The organism is Paracoccus jeotgali (assembly GCF_002865605.1).
Taxonomy (GTDB): Bacteria; Pseudomonadota; Alphaproteobacteria; order Rhodobacterales; family Rhodobacteraceae; genus Paracoccus; species Paracoccus jeotgali.
In genome coordinates, this window is record NZ_CP025583.1 from 1,079,066 (window position 1) to 1,092,870 (window position 13,805).

A 13,805-nucleotide genomic window follows, 5' to 3' on the forward strand; every position below is an offset into this window, starting at 1 on the left:
CTATCTGTCAGGCCAGAAAAGAGGTCCCCATGTCGATCAACCCCATCCGCCCCTGGCGCAACATCGAACGCCGCCGCTCGCGGCAGATCATGGTCGGAACCGTCCCGGTCGGGGGCGACGCGCCGATCAGCGTCCAGACCATGACCAACACCGACAGCTCGGACGTGTCGGCCACGCTGGCGCAGATCATCGCGGCGGCGGATGCGGGCGCGGATATCGTGCGCGTCTCGACGCCGGATCAGTCTTCGACCCGGGCGCTGCGCGAGATCTGCCGGGAAAGCCCGGTGCCGATCGTGGCCGACATCCATTTCCACTACAAACGCGCGCTCGAAGCCGCCGAGGCGGGCGCGGCCTGCCTGCGCATCAACCCCGGCAATATCGGCGATTCCGCCCGCGTGGCCGAGGTGGTGCGCGCCGCGCGCGATCACGGCTGCTCGATCCGCATCGGGGTCAATGCCGGCAGTCTGGAAAAGCACCTGCTAGAGAAATATGGCGAGCCGTGCCCGGACGCCATGGTCGAAAGCGGGCTCGATCACATCAAGCTGTTGCAGGACCACGATTTCCACGAATTCAAGATCAGCGTGAAGGCGTCGGACGTCTTCCTCGCCGCTGCCGCCTATCAGCAATTGGCCGAGGCGACCGACGCGCCCATCCATCTGGGCATCACCGAGGCCGGCGGCCTGCGCGGCGGGACGGTGAAATCCTCGGTCGGGCTGGGCAATCTGCTCTGGGCCGGGATCGGAGACACGATCCGCGTCAGCCTGTCCGCCGATCCGGTCGAAGAGGTCAAGGTCGGCTTCGAGATCCTGAAATCGCTAGGCCTGCGGACGCGGGGCGTTCAGGTGATCTCGTGCCCGTCCTGCGCGCGGCAGGGCTTCGACGTGATCAAGACGGTCGAGATCCTGGAACAGCGGCTCGAGCACATCAAGACGCCGATCAGCCTGTCCATCATCGGCTGCGTCGTCAACGGCCCGGGCGAGGCGCTGCTGACCGATATCGGCTTCACCGGCGGCGGGGCAGGGTCGGGCATGGTCTATCTGGCCGGTCGTCAGGACCACAAGACCAGCAACGAAGGCATGATCGACCATATCGTCGAACTGGTCGAGGAACGCGCCGCCCGGATCGAGGCCGAAGCCGCCGCGGCTGCGACCGACGCAGCGGAGTAGGCTGGCGCCCGGCCCGCCACTGGCGGGCCAAGGTGCTGTCACGCCTCAGCGGATCGGGTTGCGATATATCATCCGGCGGACCGATCCGGTCTTCGAACGCATGAGGATCGTTTCCGTCTCGAGGAACTTCGGCTCGCGCCGCACCCCGCGCACGATCGAGCCGTTGGTGACGCCGGTGGCCGAAAAGATCACATCCGCCGTCACCATCTCGTCGCGCGCATAGATGCGGTTCAGATCGGTGATGCCGGCCTTGGCGGCGCGGCCGCGCTCGTCATCGTTGCGAAACAACAGCCGGCCCCAGATCTGCCCGCCCATGCATTTCAGCGCACTCGCCGCCAGCACGCCCTCGGGCGCCCCGCCAGAGCCCATATACATGTCGATCCCGGTCAGTTCGGGTTCGGCGCAATGCATGACGCCCGCCACATCGCCATCGGTGATCAGCCGGATCGCGGCGCCGGTCGCGCGGACCTCGGCGATCAGATCCTCGTGCCGGGGGCGTTCGAGGATGCAGACGGTGATGTCCGAGGTCTTGACCCCTCCCGCCTTGGCCAGCGCCTCGACCCGCTCGGTCGGGCTCATTTCCAGGCTGACCACGTCACGCTCGTAACCCGGACCCACCGCCAGCTTGTCCATATAGACGTCGGGCGCGTGCAGCAGCGTGCCGCGCGGGGCCATGGCGATGACGGTCAGCGCGTTGGGCATGTCCTTGGCGGTCAGGGTCGTCCCTTCCAGCGGGTCCAGCGCGATGTCGACCTCGGGGCCGTTGCCGGTGCCGACCTCTTCGCCGATAAACAGCATCGGCGCCTCGTCCCGCTCGCCCTCGCCGATGACGACGACGCCCTTGATGTCCAGCATGTTCAACTGATCGCGCATGGCGTTCACGGCGGCCTGATCGGCGGCCTTTTCATCGCCGCGGCCGATCAGCAGTGCCGAGGCATGCGCCGCAGCCTCGGACACGCGGGCCAGACCGAGCGACAGCATGCGGTCGTTGAAATCCTTGGGGGCGGGCATGGGCGACTCCTGCAAATGATGTTGGCGCTTCCTTAGGGGGCCGGCGGAAAGGCCACAAGCCTGAGTGCGCTAACGGCGGGCTTGGCAGCACGCGGCAGATGCGCTAATCGGGTCGCCATGTTCGCCGCACCGACCGCAATCATCTGCATTCACCGCTGACGCATTCATGCGGGGCAAGGTGCTTTCTGCCGGTCCCCGCCAGGGGGACCAATGGCCCAGATCAGGCTGACCAACTCGCGCACCCGCACCAAGCAGGATTTCACCCCCATCGATCCCGGCAATGTCCGGGTCTATGCCTGCGGCCCCACGGTCTATGACCGCGCCCATCTGGGCAATGCGCGTCCGGTGGTGGTCTTCGATGTGCTGTTCCGGCTGCTTCGGCATGTTTATGGTGCAGACGCGGTGACTTACGTCCGGAACTTCACCGATGTCGATGACAAGATCAATGCCCGCGCAGCCCAGACCGGCCGCCCGATCCGCGAGATCACCGAAGAGACCATCGGCTGGTATCATCAGGACATGGACGCTCTGGGCGCCCTGCGCCCGACGCATGAGCCGCGCGCGACCGATTACATCGCCCAGATGATCGCCATGATCGAGACCCTGATCGCGCAGGGCCAGGCCTACGCAGCCGAGGGCCATGTCCTGTTCGAGGTCCGCAAGTTCCCTGATTACGGCCAGCTTTCCGGCCGCTCGCTGGACGACATGATCGCCGGCGCGCGGGTCGAGGTAGCGCCCTTCAAGCGTGATCCGATGGATTTCGTGCTGTGGAAACCGTCGACGGGCGATCAGCCCGGCTGGGACAGCCCCTGGGGCCGCGGCCGCCCCGGCTGGCATATCGAGTGCAGCGCCATGTCGGCCGAGCTGCTGGGCGAGGTCTTCGACATCCACGCCGGCGGCATCGACCTGCAATTCCCCCATCACGAGAACGAAATCGCCCAGAGCCGCTGCGCCCACGACACCGAGGTCATGGCGAATGTCTGGCTGCATAACGAGATGCTGCTGGTCGAAGGCCGCAAAATGTCGAAATCGCTGGGCAATTTCTTCACCGTCCGCGACCTGCTGGATCAGGGCATCCCCGGCGAGGTGATCCGCTATGTGCTGCTGATGACGCATTACCGCAAGCCGATGGACTGGACCCAGGACAAGCTGCGCGAGGCGACGAGGACGCTGGATTCCCTCTACGAGGCGGTGGGCGAGGTGGCGCTGGACGACTCTGCTCCGGTCGATGAGGCTGTGGTCGAGGCGCTGGCCGACGATCTGAACAGTTCCGCCGCGCTGCACGCGCTGATCCGGCTGGCCGAGGCGATCAAGCCCGCCGACGATTCTGCCAGCGGCGAACGGGCGATGCTGAAGCGCTCGGCCGATCTGCTGGGGCTTCTGCCCATGACGGCCTCGGAATGGCGCAAGCTGCGGGCGGGGCATGTCGATCTGGAAGCGCTTGCCGAGCGGATGCGGGCCCTGCGCGAGGCGGCGAAGCAGAGCAAGGATTTCTCGCAGGTCGATGCCTTCAGATCCGCTCTGGTCGCGGCGGGGGTCGAGGTCCGCATGTCCCCGGGGGGCATCGAACTGATGCCCGGCCCGTCAATGGATGCTGACAAGCTGGGGGCGCTGACATGACCGACCGCCTCTATCTCTACGACACCACCCTGCGGGACGGGCAGCAAACGCAGGGCGTGCAGTTCTCGGCCGCGGAAAAAACCGAGATCGCGCAGATGCTGGACGCGCTGGGGGTGGATTATATCGAGGGCGGCTGGCCGGGCGCGAACCCGACCGACAGCGACTTCTTTGCCGCGCCGCCGCCGACCCGCGCCATGCTGACCGCCTTTGGCATGACCAAGCGGGCCGGGCGCTCGGCCGGGAATGATGATGTGCTGGCGGCGGTGCTGAATGCCGGGACGCAGGGTGTCTGTCTGGTCGGCAAGACGCATGATTTCCATGTGCGTGAGGCGCTGGGCATCCCGCTGGACGACAATATCGACAACATCTCGGCCTCGATCGCCCATGTCGCCGGGCTGGGGCGCGAGGCGCTGTTCGATGCCGAGCATTTCTTCGACGGCTGGAAGGCGGACCGCGACTATGCGCTGTCCTGCCTGATCGCCGCGCGCGATGCCGGGGCGCGGTGGATCGTGCTTTGCGACACCAATGGCGGCACGCTGCCGCATGAGATCGCCGAGATCACCGCGCAGGTGATCGCCGCCGGCATCCCCGGCGCGCGGCTGGGCATCCACGCCCATGACGACACCGGCAATGCGGTGGCCTGCACGCTGGCGGCGGTGCGCGCCGGCGCGCGGCAGGTGCAGGGCACGCTGAACGGGCTGGGCGAGCGCTGCGGCAACGCCAATCTGACGACGCTGATCCCGACCCTGGCGCTGAAGCCTGAATTCGCGGGCCTGCTGCCCCAGATCGCGCCCGAGGCGCTGCGCGGGCTGCTGAAGACCTCGCGGCGGCTGGACGAGATCCTGAACCGCGCCCCGCAGGCCAATGCGCCCTATGTCGGGGCCTCGGCATTCGCCCACAAGGCGGGGCTGCATGCCAGCGCGATCATCCGAAATCCGACGACATATGAACATGTTGCGCCCGAAACCACAGGTAACGCGCGGATCATTCCGATGTCGAACCAGGCCGGCCAGTCGAACCTGCGCGCCCGCCTCTCTGATGCCGGGCTGACCGTGCCCGAGGGCGCCGATCTCGGCGCGATCCTTGCCGATGTGAAGGCGCGCGAGGATCGCGGTTACGCCTATGACGTGGCCGAGGCGAGTTTCGAACTGCTCGCCCGCCGCCACCTTGGCGCGCTGCCGCGCTTCTTCGATGTCGAGCGCTACCGCGTCATCGTCGAGCGCCGGCGGAACGCCAAGGGCGCGCAGATTTCGGTCTCCGAGGCCGTGGTGACGGTGCGTCTGCAGGGTCAGCGGGTGATGTCGGTCAGCGAGTCGCATGGCGAGACGGATCTGGACGATCGCGGCCCGGTCAACGCGCTGTGGCGCGCGCTCGGCAAGGATCTTGGCCCCTATCAGGCGAGCATCGACGACATGCGGCTGGTCGATTTTCGGGTCCGGATAACGCAGGGCGGCACCGACGCCGTCACCCGCGTCACCATCGACAGCGAGGACCGGCAGGGCACGCGATGGTCGACGGTCGGCGTGTCGGCCAACATCGTCGATGCAAGCTTCGAGGCGCTGCATGACGCGGTGGTCTGGAAGCTGATCCGCGACGGTGCCGCCCCGTGACGCCCGAGGAGTGCGCCCGCACCCTGCAGCAGTCGGACCCCGACCGCTTCGCCGCCGTCATGGCGGCGCAGCCGGCGGACCGGGCAAGGCTGGCAACGCTTTACGCGGCGAACCTCGAAATCGCCTCGGCCGCGCTGAGTTCGGCCGAACCGTTGATCTCGCAGATGCGGCTGCAATGGTGGGCCGATCAGATCGACCGTATTGCACGAGGCGCCGCGCCGGACCCGCATCCGGTGCTGATCCCGCTGGCCGAGGCTTGGGGGGCCGATGTGGCACCGCTCGCCGATCTGGTCGAGGCGCGGCGGCGTGACGCCATGCGCGAGCCCTTCGATCTGCCCGGCGACGTCATCGCCCATGTCGACGCCTGCACGGGCACGCTGATGCGGCTGGCGGCGTCGGCCTGCGGGCTGCCCGCCGATCACCCGGTGATCCCGCTGCAGGCTCGCGGCGCGGGGTTGGCTGCGTGGCTGCGCGCCTATCCGCGTCTGCAAAGCCTCAATCTGGGGCTGCAGAGCGGCGCGGAACCGGCGCTGGCCTCGCTTGCGGTGACGGGGTTGCAGGCGCTTGATTCGGCGCGGCTGAGTGCTCGAAAGGACCAGCCGATCCCGAAACGCGCCGCCCCGGCGCTGTTTTCAGGGGCCGGCGCGACTGCCGCGCTGCGCGCCATCGCGCATGGGGACACGGCACAACTGTCAGAATTCAAACGGAAACTGTCCTATCTGCGGCTCTCCTTTCAGGGCCGCTGGCAGGATTGAGGTTTTTCCCGGCCGCGTTAATCCCGATTTCACCTCTGTCTGCCAGTCTGCCCCTCATGCGCTGAGAGAAGGAGCAGGCATGACCGGCCATGCGACCGGACCCTTGGCAAACCCGCCCATCCCCCGCCCGGTGCGGGTGCTGATCGTGGATGATTCGGCCACGATGCGAAAACTGATCGCCATTCGCCTGCGCAGCGATCCGCGCATCAACGTAGTGGGCGAGGCTGCGGACACCCAGCAGGCGCGCCGGGCCATCGCCGCGCTGCGCCCAGATGTGCTGACCTTGGATGTCGAGATGCCGGGCCAGTCCGGCATCGATTTCCTGCGCGAGATCATGCGGTTGCGGCCGATCCCTGTCATCATGGTGTCGTCCGAGACGCAATCCGGCAGCGCCGCCGCAATCGAGGCGCTGTGCAGCGGCGCCATTGATTGCGTCGGCAAACCGCGTCCCGGTTACGGCAACACCGGCTTCGCCGATCTGCCCGCGCTGGTGGTCGAGGCCGCTGGGGCCGATCTGCGGCGACGGCGCCCGCCCATGCCGCGGCCTGCGCCCATGCCGTCGCAGGGCTTCGCGTGGAACGGCCGCATTCTGCTGATCGGCGCCTCGACCGGCGGGGTCGAGGCGGTCGAGCGCATCATCGCCGCGCTGCCGGTCAACTGCCCGCCGACGCTGATCGTGCAGCACATGCCGCCGGCCTTTCTCGCCAGTTTCGCGCAGCGCCTGAACCAGCGCCATGCCCCGCAGATCGCGTTGGCCGATGACGGCGCACCGCTGCAACAAGGCCGCGTGCTGATCGCGCCGGGCGGGGCGGAACATCTGGCGCTGGGGTTGGAACGCGGGCTGCGCTGCCGTCTGCTGGCCCAGGACAAGGTGAACGGGCACCGCCCCTCGGTCGACATGCTGTTCGGCTCGGGCGTGGGTGTGGCGCGGCGGGTCGTAGCGGTGACGCTGAGCGGGATGGGCAGCGACGGGGCGATGGGAATGCTGGCGCTGCGCCGGGCCGGGGCGGCCTGTCTGGCGCAGGATCAGGCGAGTTCGGTCGTCTGGGGGATGCCGCGCATCGCATGGCAGATCGGCGCGGCCGAGCGGCTGGTCTCGCTGGACCGGATGGCGGGGGCGCTTCTGGATCTGACCGGGGTTCAGGGGAATGAACGCTGTGATTAGGCCCCGCGCGACGCCAATTTGCGGGTCAGGGATCATCCCGACGCGCCGTCGCGCCCGGCTGCCATTGCGGCGCATGGCTGCGGGCGGCATAACCTTGGGCATCCCGAATCGGGCGAGGATCTGAAGGTGACGACGATGCAATATGAAAAACCCGGCCCTGTCGAGCGGGACTGGTCCGACGCGATCTCTCCGATCGAGGAGATCATCGAGGATGCCCGCAACGGGCGCATGTTCATCCTGGTCGATCACGAGGACCGCGAAAACGAAGGCGATCTGGTGATTCCCGCGCAGATGGCGACGCCCGATGCGATCAACTTCATGGCGACGCATGGCCGCGGGCTGATCTGCCTTGCGCTGCCGGGCGAGCGGATCGACGCGCTCGGCCTCAGCCTGATGTCGCCCAAGAACTCCAGCCGCCACGAGACCGCGTTTACCATGTCGATCGAGGCGCGCGAGGGCGTGACGACCGGCATTTCCGCCCATGACCGCGCCCGCACCGTGGCCGTGGCCATCGACCCGATGCGCGGCGCCGCCGATATCGCCACGCCCGGCCACGTCTTTCCGCTGCGCGCCCGCGACGGCGGTGTGCTGGTCCGCGCCGGCCATACCGAGGCCGCGGTCGATGTCGCGCGTCTGGCGGGGCTGAACCCCTCGGGCGTGATCTGCGAGATCATGAACCAGGACGGCACCATGGCGCGACTGCCCGATCTGGTCGCCTTCGCGCAGAAACACGGGTTGAAGATCGGCACCATCAGCGACCTGATCGCCTATCGCCGCCGGCACGACAATCTGATTGCCGAACGCGCGCAACGTGCGGTCCGCTCGGTCCATGGCGGCGACTGGATGATGCGGGTTTTCGCCGATGAGACGCAGGGCGCTGAGCATATCGTGCTGTGCAAGGGCGATCTGGGCGCGCCGGGGCCGGTCATGGTGCGGATGCACGCGCTCGACCCGCTGGAAGATGTGCTGGGGATCGGCCGTACGGGAGAGCTTCCCGCCGCCATGCGCCTGATCGAGCGCGAGGGCAGGGGCGTCGTGGTGCTGATCCGCGACCTCGACAAGACGCTGACGCCGGAAGGCGAGGCCAGCCCGCGCACGCTGCGCCAATACGGGCTGGGCGCGCAGATTCTGTCGACGCTGGGCCTGCACGAGCTGATCCTGCTCAGCAATTCCGCGCCGCTGCGGGTGATCGGCCTTGACGCCTATGGGCTGAGCATTGTCGAAACCCGCCCGATCCCGCACGAGTAAGCCATGGCCATGATCTCGCATTGCGAACTGCCGCTGCCCCGCTTCGACCAGCCCCCGCGGCTGCTGATCGTCGTCTCGCCCTATTACCGCGAGATCGCCGACGGCCTGATCGCCGGTGCGCGCGGCGTCGCCGAGCAGGTGGGCGCCATCACCGATCTGATCGAGGTGCCGGGCGCGCTGGAAATCCCCACCGCCATCGGCATGGCGGCGCGCAGCGGCCGGTTCGACGGCTTTGTCGCGCTGGGTTGCGTGATCCGCGGCGAGACGACGCATTACGAGACCGTCTGCAATGACAGCTCGCGCGGTCTGACCCTGCTGGGTCTGGAGGGTCACGCCATCGGCAATGGCATCCTGACCGTCGAGACCGAGGATCAGGCCATTGTCCGCGCCGATCCGACCGGCCAGAACAAGGGCGGCGGTGCCGCCGCCGCGGCCTTGCATCTGATCGCGTTGTCGCGCAGATACGCGCCCCGGCCCGACAGAAGCGAGACCGGGGACCGCGACCCGATCCGGCTTGCGGGACGGCTGGAAGGATCACCGAACGCATGACGAGCAGCAACCGCAACAACGACCGGCGCCAGAAAAGCAGCGCGGCGCGGCTCTATGCCGTGCAGGCGCTGTTCCAGATGGAGGCGTCGGGCCAGTCCGCCAGCCAGGTGCAGCGCGAGTTCGAGAAGTGGCGCATCGGCGTCGAGATCGAGGGCGAGACCATGCCCGAGGCCGATGAGGCGCTGTTCGTGCGGGTGCTGGACGATGTCGTGACCTGGCAGGGGCGGATCGACCAGATGACCGACCGGGCGCTGGTCGCGCGCTGGCCCATCGACCGCATCGACCCGGTTCTGCGCGCGCTGTTCCGCGCCGCCGGCGCGGAACTGGTCGCCGCCAAGGCGCCGCCGCGTGTGGTGATCAGCGAATATGTCGCCGTGACCCGCGCGTTTTTCCCCGACGGGCCAGAGACGAAGCTGGTCAATGCGGTGCTCGACCACATGGCCCGCGACGCGCAGCCCGATGCCATGGGTGACGCCCGCGCCTGACGGTGAGACGCGCGCAACCTTTGAAATTCGGCTTGGGTGATGTTACCTTTAAGCCACAAGCGTCAGAGGTTCGGGTGCCGAAATCCGCACGAGGCGCGTCAGAGGTGCACATGCCCAAGCTCATCCGGCTGTATATCGTCAACATCTTCTACGGCTTTCTGCTGGCGCTGGTCTTTACCGGCACGCTGGTTGCCTTCGATGTCGGGCATCTGCGCCACCTGCTGACCTCTGTCAGCGCGGGATGGATCGCGGGCCTGGGCCTGCTGTTTCTCAACACGCTGCTGTTCGCAGGGGTGCAGTTCGCCATCGCGGTTATGCGCATGGCCGAGCCGAGCCGCCGCAGCCCGCCCGGCGGCAAGCGGCAGCGCAGCGCGCCGGCGGCCGCGATTCCGGCGCTGGCGGCGGCGGTTCCGGCACGAAAGCAGCGCTGACAGGCCATTCCGACCGCAACAGACGGCGATTTCATCATCCCAATCTGTTGCGTTCATGCCACGTTCCCGCGCCGCCAAGTGCCGCTTTTGGCCCGTCTCCTCTCGCAACCTGCCCCCGTCAGCGCCCGTTCCTGCTGCCGGGAAACCGCACCCAACCCCCTTATCTTGAACCGTTTTTCGGCATGTGCCCTTTCCGTCACCATGATGTGACAGTTTTGTTCCATGCCAAATTGTCACATCCTGGTGAGTTTCGCTGTTGTTCCCGCTTGGGTGGAACACGCGACCGGGGGGGACTACTTGGCTTGGTGATGATGACGCAGCAGCGTCGCCCGTAGAACGAGGATAAGATCATGAGAGCAATTGCAGTTCTGTTCGGCGCAACCGCCCTTGCCGCCAGCTTCACCCTGCCCGCATTCGCACAGTCGGAAATCGCCACCGGCGCCGACGTGACCGGCGTCAGCCGCGTGGATGACCGCATCGACGACATTCAGGAAGCGGTTCAGGACGATTTCGACCGCTCGGTCGACCGCGACCGCTTTGGTCCCGGCGATCGCCGTCAGGGCCTGTTCGGTGGCGTCTCGATGACCTATGCCGGTTCGTCGGGCAACAATGACAGCCAGAAATTCGCCCTCGCCGGCCGCGTGTCCTATAATCAGGGCCCGTTCGCGCAGTCCGTCGGCATCGGCATCGAGTTCGGCGAAGACACGGACGGCAAGAAGGACAAGGAAGAAGTCTACGCGATCTATGACGCGCAGTACTACTTCAACGACCAGTTCTATGCCTTTGCGCTGGGCCGGATCAACCAGGACGGCATGGTCGACGAGGATCTGTCGGACCTGAACGCCGGTCTGCTGGACGCGCAGGAAATCAGCGAGCTGGAAGGCCGCAAGAAGCGTGACGCCTTCCTGGGCTTCGGTCCCGGTTACCGGATCATCAACACCCAGGACACCGCATGGCGTGTTCAGGCCGGTGTTGGCGTCCGCTACACCAAGGCCGTGGACTACACCGCGACCAACAACCTGCGCTCGGACACCGAGACCGCCTATATCGCCTCGTCGCGGTTCTACCACCGCTTCAACGAGATGGTGTTCCTGACCAACGACACCGACTATCTGACCTCGGACGAGGCCGGTGACGCGATCACCAACGAACTGGGCGTCAACTTCAAGATGTCCGACGCGCTGGCGACCCGTGTGTCCTACACCACCGCCTATGAAGAAAATCGCGAGATCCGCACCGACAATACGCTGGGGGTTTCGCTGGTCTACGGGTTCTGATCTGATCCGGACCCGATGCGACAGGGGCGGCCTTCGGGCCGCCCTTTTTCGTTGCGCGGGCGTGATCGGGTTCTCGCAACGAAAAAGGCCGCCCCCGAAGGGACGGCCCGGTGGCGGGAACCGCAGCGACCGTGAGGCGCAGGTTTTCCCGAAAGCCTGGAGCACCAGGTGGGCGCCGGTTAACGTGACCAGGGCCACGACAGAGCCAGCCCCCATCGAGAAATTATAGGCCAGTGGAAAAAGTGGCCTTCACGGGAAGAGCAGAAACCCGCCGGAGCCACAGATAAGAGCCACCCCTGCGCCTTTCAAGACGGTCCGCGGCGGAAATTCCCGCACCCGGGGTCTTGCACGCCGTTTCTGATCTGTTCATGTTGCGGCGATGGATGACAGCCCTCTGCCCAGCCAGCCCGGTTTCCGCATCGCACGCGGCGTTTCGCGCCTGCTGCGCAGCCTTGACCATGCGGTGCTGTCGGAATTCGTGCCCGAACGCGGACTGCGCGTGGACGTGATCTCGATTGCGGCGAATGGCGAGATCTGGATCGTCGAATGCAAAAGCTGCCGCGCGGATTTCACCGGCGATCGCAAATGGCAGTCCTATCTGGATTACAGCGACCGCTTCTTCTGGGCCGTCGATGCGGGGTTCCCGGACGAGATCCTGCCCCCCGACACCGGCTTGATTCGCGCCGACGCCTATGGCGGCGAGGTGCTGCGCCAGGCCCCGCTGACCAAGCTCGCCGCCGCACGGCGGACCCGGCTGACCCGCGATCTGGCCCGCAGCGCGGCGCTGCGGTTGCAGATGCTGCAGGACCCGCAGGGCGCGGGGCAGGGCGGCTAGGCAAACGCCCGCGGATCAGCGGCGCGGCTTGCCCTTCTTGCCGGTGCTGCCCATGGCGCGCGCGACCTCGACCGCCGCCAGCAATTCCTCGGCGATTTCGGTGGCTTCGTCGGGGTCGAAATCCAGCGGCAGATCCACCCCGTCGCCTTCGATATAGATCCGGACCATGCCGCGATCGGTGGGACCGATCTGGATATTCGCGGCCGTGTCGCTTTCGCTGTTGATGCCCATGCGCTGTTCCTTTTCCTTCCTGTTAGCCCGCCGGCATTTTTGCGGCAAGTCCGGCTTGCATCCCTCGGCGCGTGGCGCTAAACGACGCTCACCGTGCCGCCTTAGCTCAGTTGGTTAGAGCGCTGGATTGTGGATCCAGAGGTCCCCCGTTCAAGCCGGGGAGGCGGTACCACCCCCCAGATGACGATCTTGCGGCCTGTCCGGCGGCCCGGCAATGGCCCGCGCCGCCCCGGATCGAAATATCCTGTCGCGCCGGGAACGCGGCGCGCCCTGTCTGCGTTCATCCTGCATACCTGCCCAATGCATATAGGAGCTGAGATATGGCACAGAACGATCACACCGCCGACAAGATGAAATCCGACGTCAAGCAATCCGCCCAGGAAGCCGCTGACGAGGCCCGCCAGGCGGCGCGCAAGGTCGCGGACCGCGCCGGCGACACCGCCGACCAGATGCGCGATGCCGGCGGCGATATCGCCGACAAGGTGCAGGACATGGCCCACACCGCGCGCAACCGTGCCGGTGAGGCGGTCGAGCATGCCAAGGAGATCGGTTCGGAATATGCCGACGCCGCGAAATCCGAGGCACGCCGCCTGTATCGCCAGGGCGAACGCCGGGCCGGTGAGGTCGCGGAATATGCGGGCGAATACTATGACGAAATGTCGCAGATGGTTCGTCGCAACCCCGCTCAGGCCCTTGGGATCGCCGCCGGCATGGGCTTTCTGGTCGGTCTGATCCTGGCACGTCGCTGATCAGATGTTCGATTATGTCAACAAGCTGCAACTGGCGCTTGGCGACAAGGCGCGCCGCACTGGCCTGAAGGCCGGTGCGGGGGCCGCCCTGCTGGTCGGCGCCGGTTTTCTGGTCGCCGCCTTGTGGAGCTGGCTCGCCTGGAACCTCGAACTGGGTCCGGCGCTGGCCTCGCTGATCATCGCGGTGCTGTTCATGGTGATCGGCGGCATCATCTGGATGATGGCCAAGGCGCAGCATCACCCCATGCCCACCACCGACGAGCTGAAGCACGAGGTCGAGGCGCGGCTGGCGCTGGCAACCGACGCGGCGCTCGACAAGGCGAAGTTCAAGGCCGAAGAGGCCATGGACAGCGCTCAGGCGCGGGTGGTGTCGCTATATGATCAGGCGACAGGCAAGGTGCGCCGGGTCGTGAACCGGACCGAGGACAAGGCCCGCGATCTCGCCTCGGACGCCGAACAGATGGCCGGAACGGCGGCGCGCAAGGTCGGGCTGACCGACGACAATATCGACGCCATGCGCGATACGGTCGACCGGGCGGTCCATTCCCGCGCGGCGCCGGGGATCGGTGTGGCCGGGGCCTTCGCCATCGGCATCGCCATAGCCTCGGCGCTGAAAGGCCGGTCGGACGATGACGAGTATGACGATTTCGACGATTATGACTACGTCTGACAC

General features: G+C 66.8%; 15 protein-coding genes, 1 tRNA gene and 1 other RNA gene. 14 read left to right on the forward strand and 3 right to left on the reverse strand.

All coding sequences use genetic code 11. The annotated features are described in order from the left end of the window. The first annotated feature begins 29 nt into the window (after positions 1-29). Positions 30-1,166: a flavodoxin-dependent (E)-4-hydroxy-3-methylbut-2-enyl-diphosphate synthase gene (gene ispG / locus CYR75_RS05375; protein WP_101499143.1), complete on the forward strand. Its 1,137-nt coding sequence runs from the start codon at positions 30-32 to the stop codon at positions 1,164-1,166. 45 nt (positions 1,167-1,211) lie between these two features. Here ispG and glpX read toward each other — a convergent pair whose 3' ends face one another. Next, positions 1,212-2,177 carry a class II fructose-bisphosphatase gene (glpX, locus tag CYR75_RS05380; RefSeq protein WP_101499144.1) on the reverse strand — a complete coding sequence of 322 codons (966 nt, stop codon included), beginning with the start codon at positions 2,175-2,177 and terminating at the stop codon, positions 1,212-1,214. Positions 2,178-2,387: 210 nt separating this feature from the next. Between glpX and cysS the strand changes: the two genes are divergently transcribed. The 9 genes from cysS (at position 2,388) to CYR75_RS05425 (ending at position 11,317) form a co-directional block, all read left to right on the forward strand. Beyond that, entirely contained in the window at positions 2,388-3,797 is a 1,410-nt protein-coding gene (gene cysS, locus CYR75_RS05385) for a cysteine--tRNA ligase (RefSeq protein WP_101499145.1), read from the forward strand. Continuing rightward, positions 3,794-5,407, forward strand: a complete 1,614-nt coding sequence (cimA, locus tag CYR75_RS05390) for a citramalate synthase (protein ID WP_101499146.1) — start codon at positions 3,794-3,796, stop codon at positions 5,405-5,407. Before cysS ends, cimA begins: the two co-directional genes overlap by 4 nt. Beyond that, complete coding sequence (locus CYR75_RS05395; protein WP_101499147.1) at positions 5,404-6,162, forward strand: squalene/phytoene synthase family protein; 759 nt, start codon at positions 5,404-5,406, stop codon at positions 6,160-6,162. Before cimA ends, CYR75_RS05395 begins: the two co-directional genes overlap by 4 nt. 79 nt (positions 6,163-6,241) lie before the next feature. Next, complete coding sequence (gene cheB / locus CYR75_RS05400; RefSeq protein WP_101499148.1) at positions 6,242-7,327, forward strand: chemotaxis-specific protein-glutamate methyltransferase CheB; 1,086 nt, start codon at positions 6,242-6,244, stop codon at positions 7,325-7,327. Positions 7,328-7,462: 135 nt separating this feature from the next. Next, positions 7,463-8,575 carry a 3,4-dihydroxy-2-butanone-4-phosphate synthase gene (gene ribB, locus CYR75_RS05405; RefSeq protein ID WP_101500885.1) on the forward strand — a complete coding sequence of 371 codons (1,113 nt, stop codon included), beginning with the start codon at positions 7,463-7,465 and terminating at the stop codon, positions 8,573-8,575. Between the two features lie 3 nt (positions 8,576-8,578). Next, complete coding sequence (locus tag CYR75_RS05410; RefSeq protein WP_101499149.1) at positions 8,579-9,124, forward strand: 6,7-dimethyl-8-ribityllumazine synthase; 546 nt, start codon at positions 8,579-8,581, stop codon at positions 9,122-9,124. Continuing rightward, entirely contained in the window at positions 9,121-9,609 is a 489-nt protein-coding gene (gene nusB, locus CYR75_RS05415; protein ID WP_101499150.1) for a transcription antitermination factor NusB, read from the forward strand. The genes CYR75_RS05410 and nusB overlap by 4 nt, the downstream gene beginning before the upstream one ends. Positions 9,610-9,719: 110 nt before the next feature. Further along, positions 9,720-10,040: a hypothetical protein gene (locus CYR75_RS05420; RefSeq protein WP_101499151.1), complete on the forward strand. Its 321-nt coding sequence runs from the start codon at positions 9,720-9,722 to the stop codon at positions 10,038-10,040. A gap of 350 nt (positions 10,041-10,390) precedes the next feature. Further along, the gene (locus CYR75_RS05425; RefSeq protein ID WP_101499152.1) at positions 10,391-11,317 is read left to right on the forward strand and encodes a DUF481 domain-containing protein; all 927 of its coding nucleotides are present in this window, start codon (positions 10,391-10,393) and stop codon (positions 11,315-11,317) included. A 113-nt stretch (positions 11,318-11,430) separates the two neighbouring features. On the opposite strand, the gene ssrS is transcribed toward CYR75_RS05425, so the two are convergent. Further along, positions 11,431-11,587, reverse strand: a non-coding RNA gene (ssrS, locus tag CYR75_RS16790) — 6S RNA. Positions 11,588-11,696: 109 nt separating this feature from the next. On the opposite strand from ssrS, the gene CYR75_RS05430 reads away from it, so the two are divergent. Beyond that, entirely contained in the window at positions 11,697-12,152 is a 456-nt protein-coding gene (locus CYR75_RS05430; RefSeq protein ID WP_101499153.1) for an MmcB family DNA repair protein, read from the forward strand. A gap of 15 nt (positions 12,153-12,167) precedes the next feature. Here the strand turns inward: CYR75_RS05430 and CYR75_RS05435 are convergent, their stop codons facing one another. Continuing rightward, positions 12,168-12,383, reverse strand: coding sequence for a DUF6324 family protein (locus CYR75_RS05435; protein WP_101499154.1), 216 nt, complete (start codon positions 12,381-12,383; stop codon positions 12,168-12,170). Between the two features lie 95 nt (positions 12,384-12,478). Between CYR75_RS05435 and CYR75_RS05440 the strand changes: the two genes are divergently transcribed. The 3 genes from CYR75_RS05440 to CYR75_RS05450 all read left to right on the forward strand — a co-directional run bounded on the left by CYR75_RS05440 (position 12,479) and on the right by CYR75_RS05450 (position 13,802). After that, a tRNA-His gene (locus tag CYR75_RS05440) sits at positions 12,479-12,555 on the forward strand. 148 nt (positions 12,556-12,703) lie between these two features. Beyond that, positions 12,704-13,132 (forward strand): DUF883 family protein, encoded by a 429-nt coding sequence (locus tag CYR75_RS05445; RefSeq protein ID WP_101499155.1) that lies wholly within the window; start codon positions 12,704-12,706, stop codon positions 13,130-13,132. Positions 13,133-13,136: 4 nt separating this feature from the next. Continuing rightward, positions 13,137-13,802 carry a phage holin family protein gene (locus tag CYR75_RS05450; protein WP_101499156.1) on the forward strand — a complete coding sequence of 222 codons (666 nt, stop codon included), beginning with the start codon at positions 13,137-13,139 and terminating at the stop codon, positions 13,800-13,802. Positions 13,803-13,805: the final 3 nt, after the last annotated feature.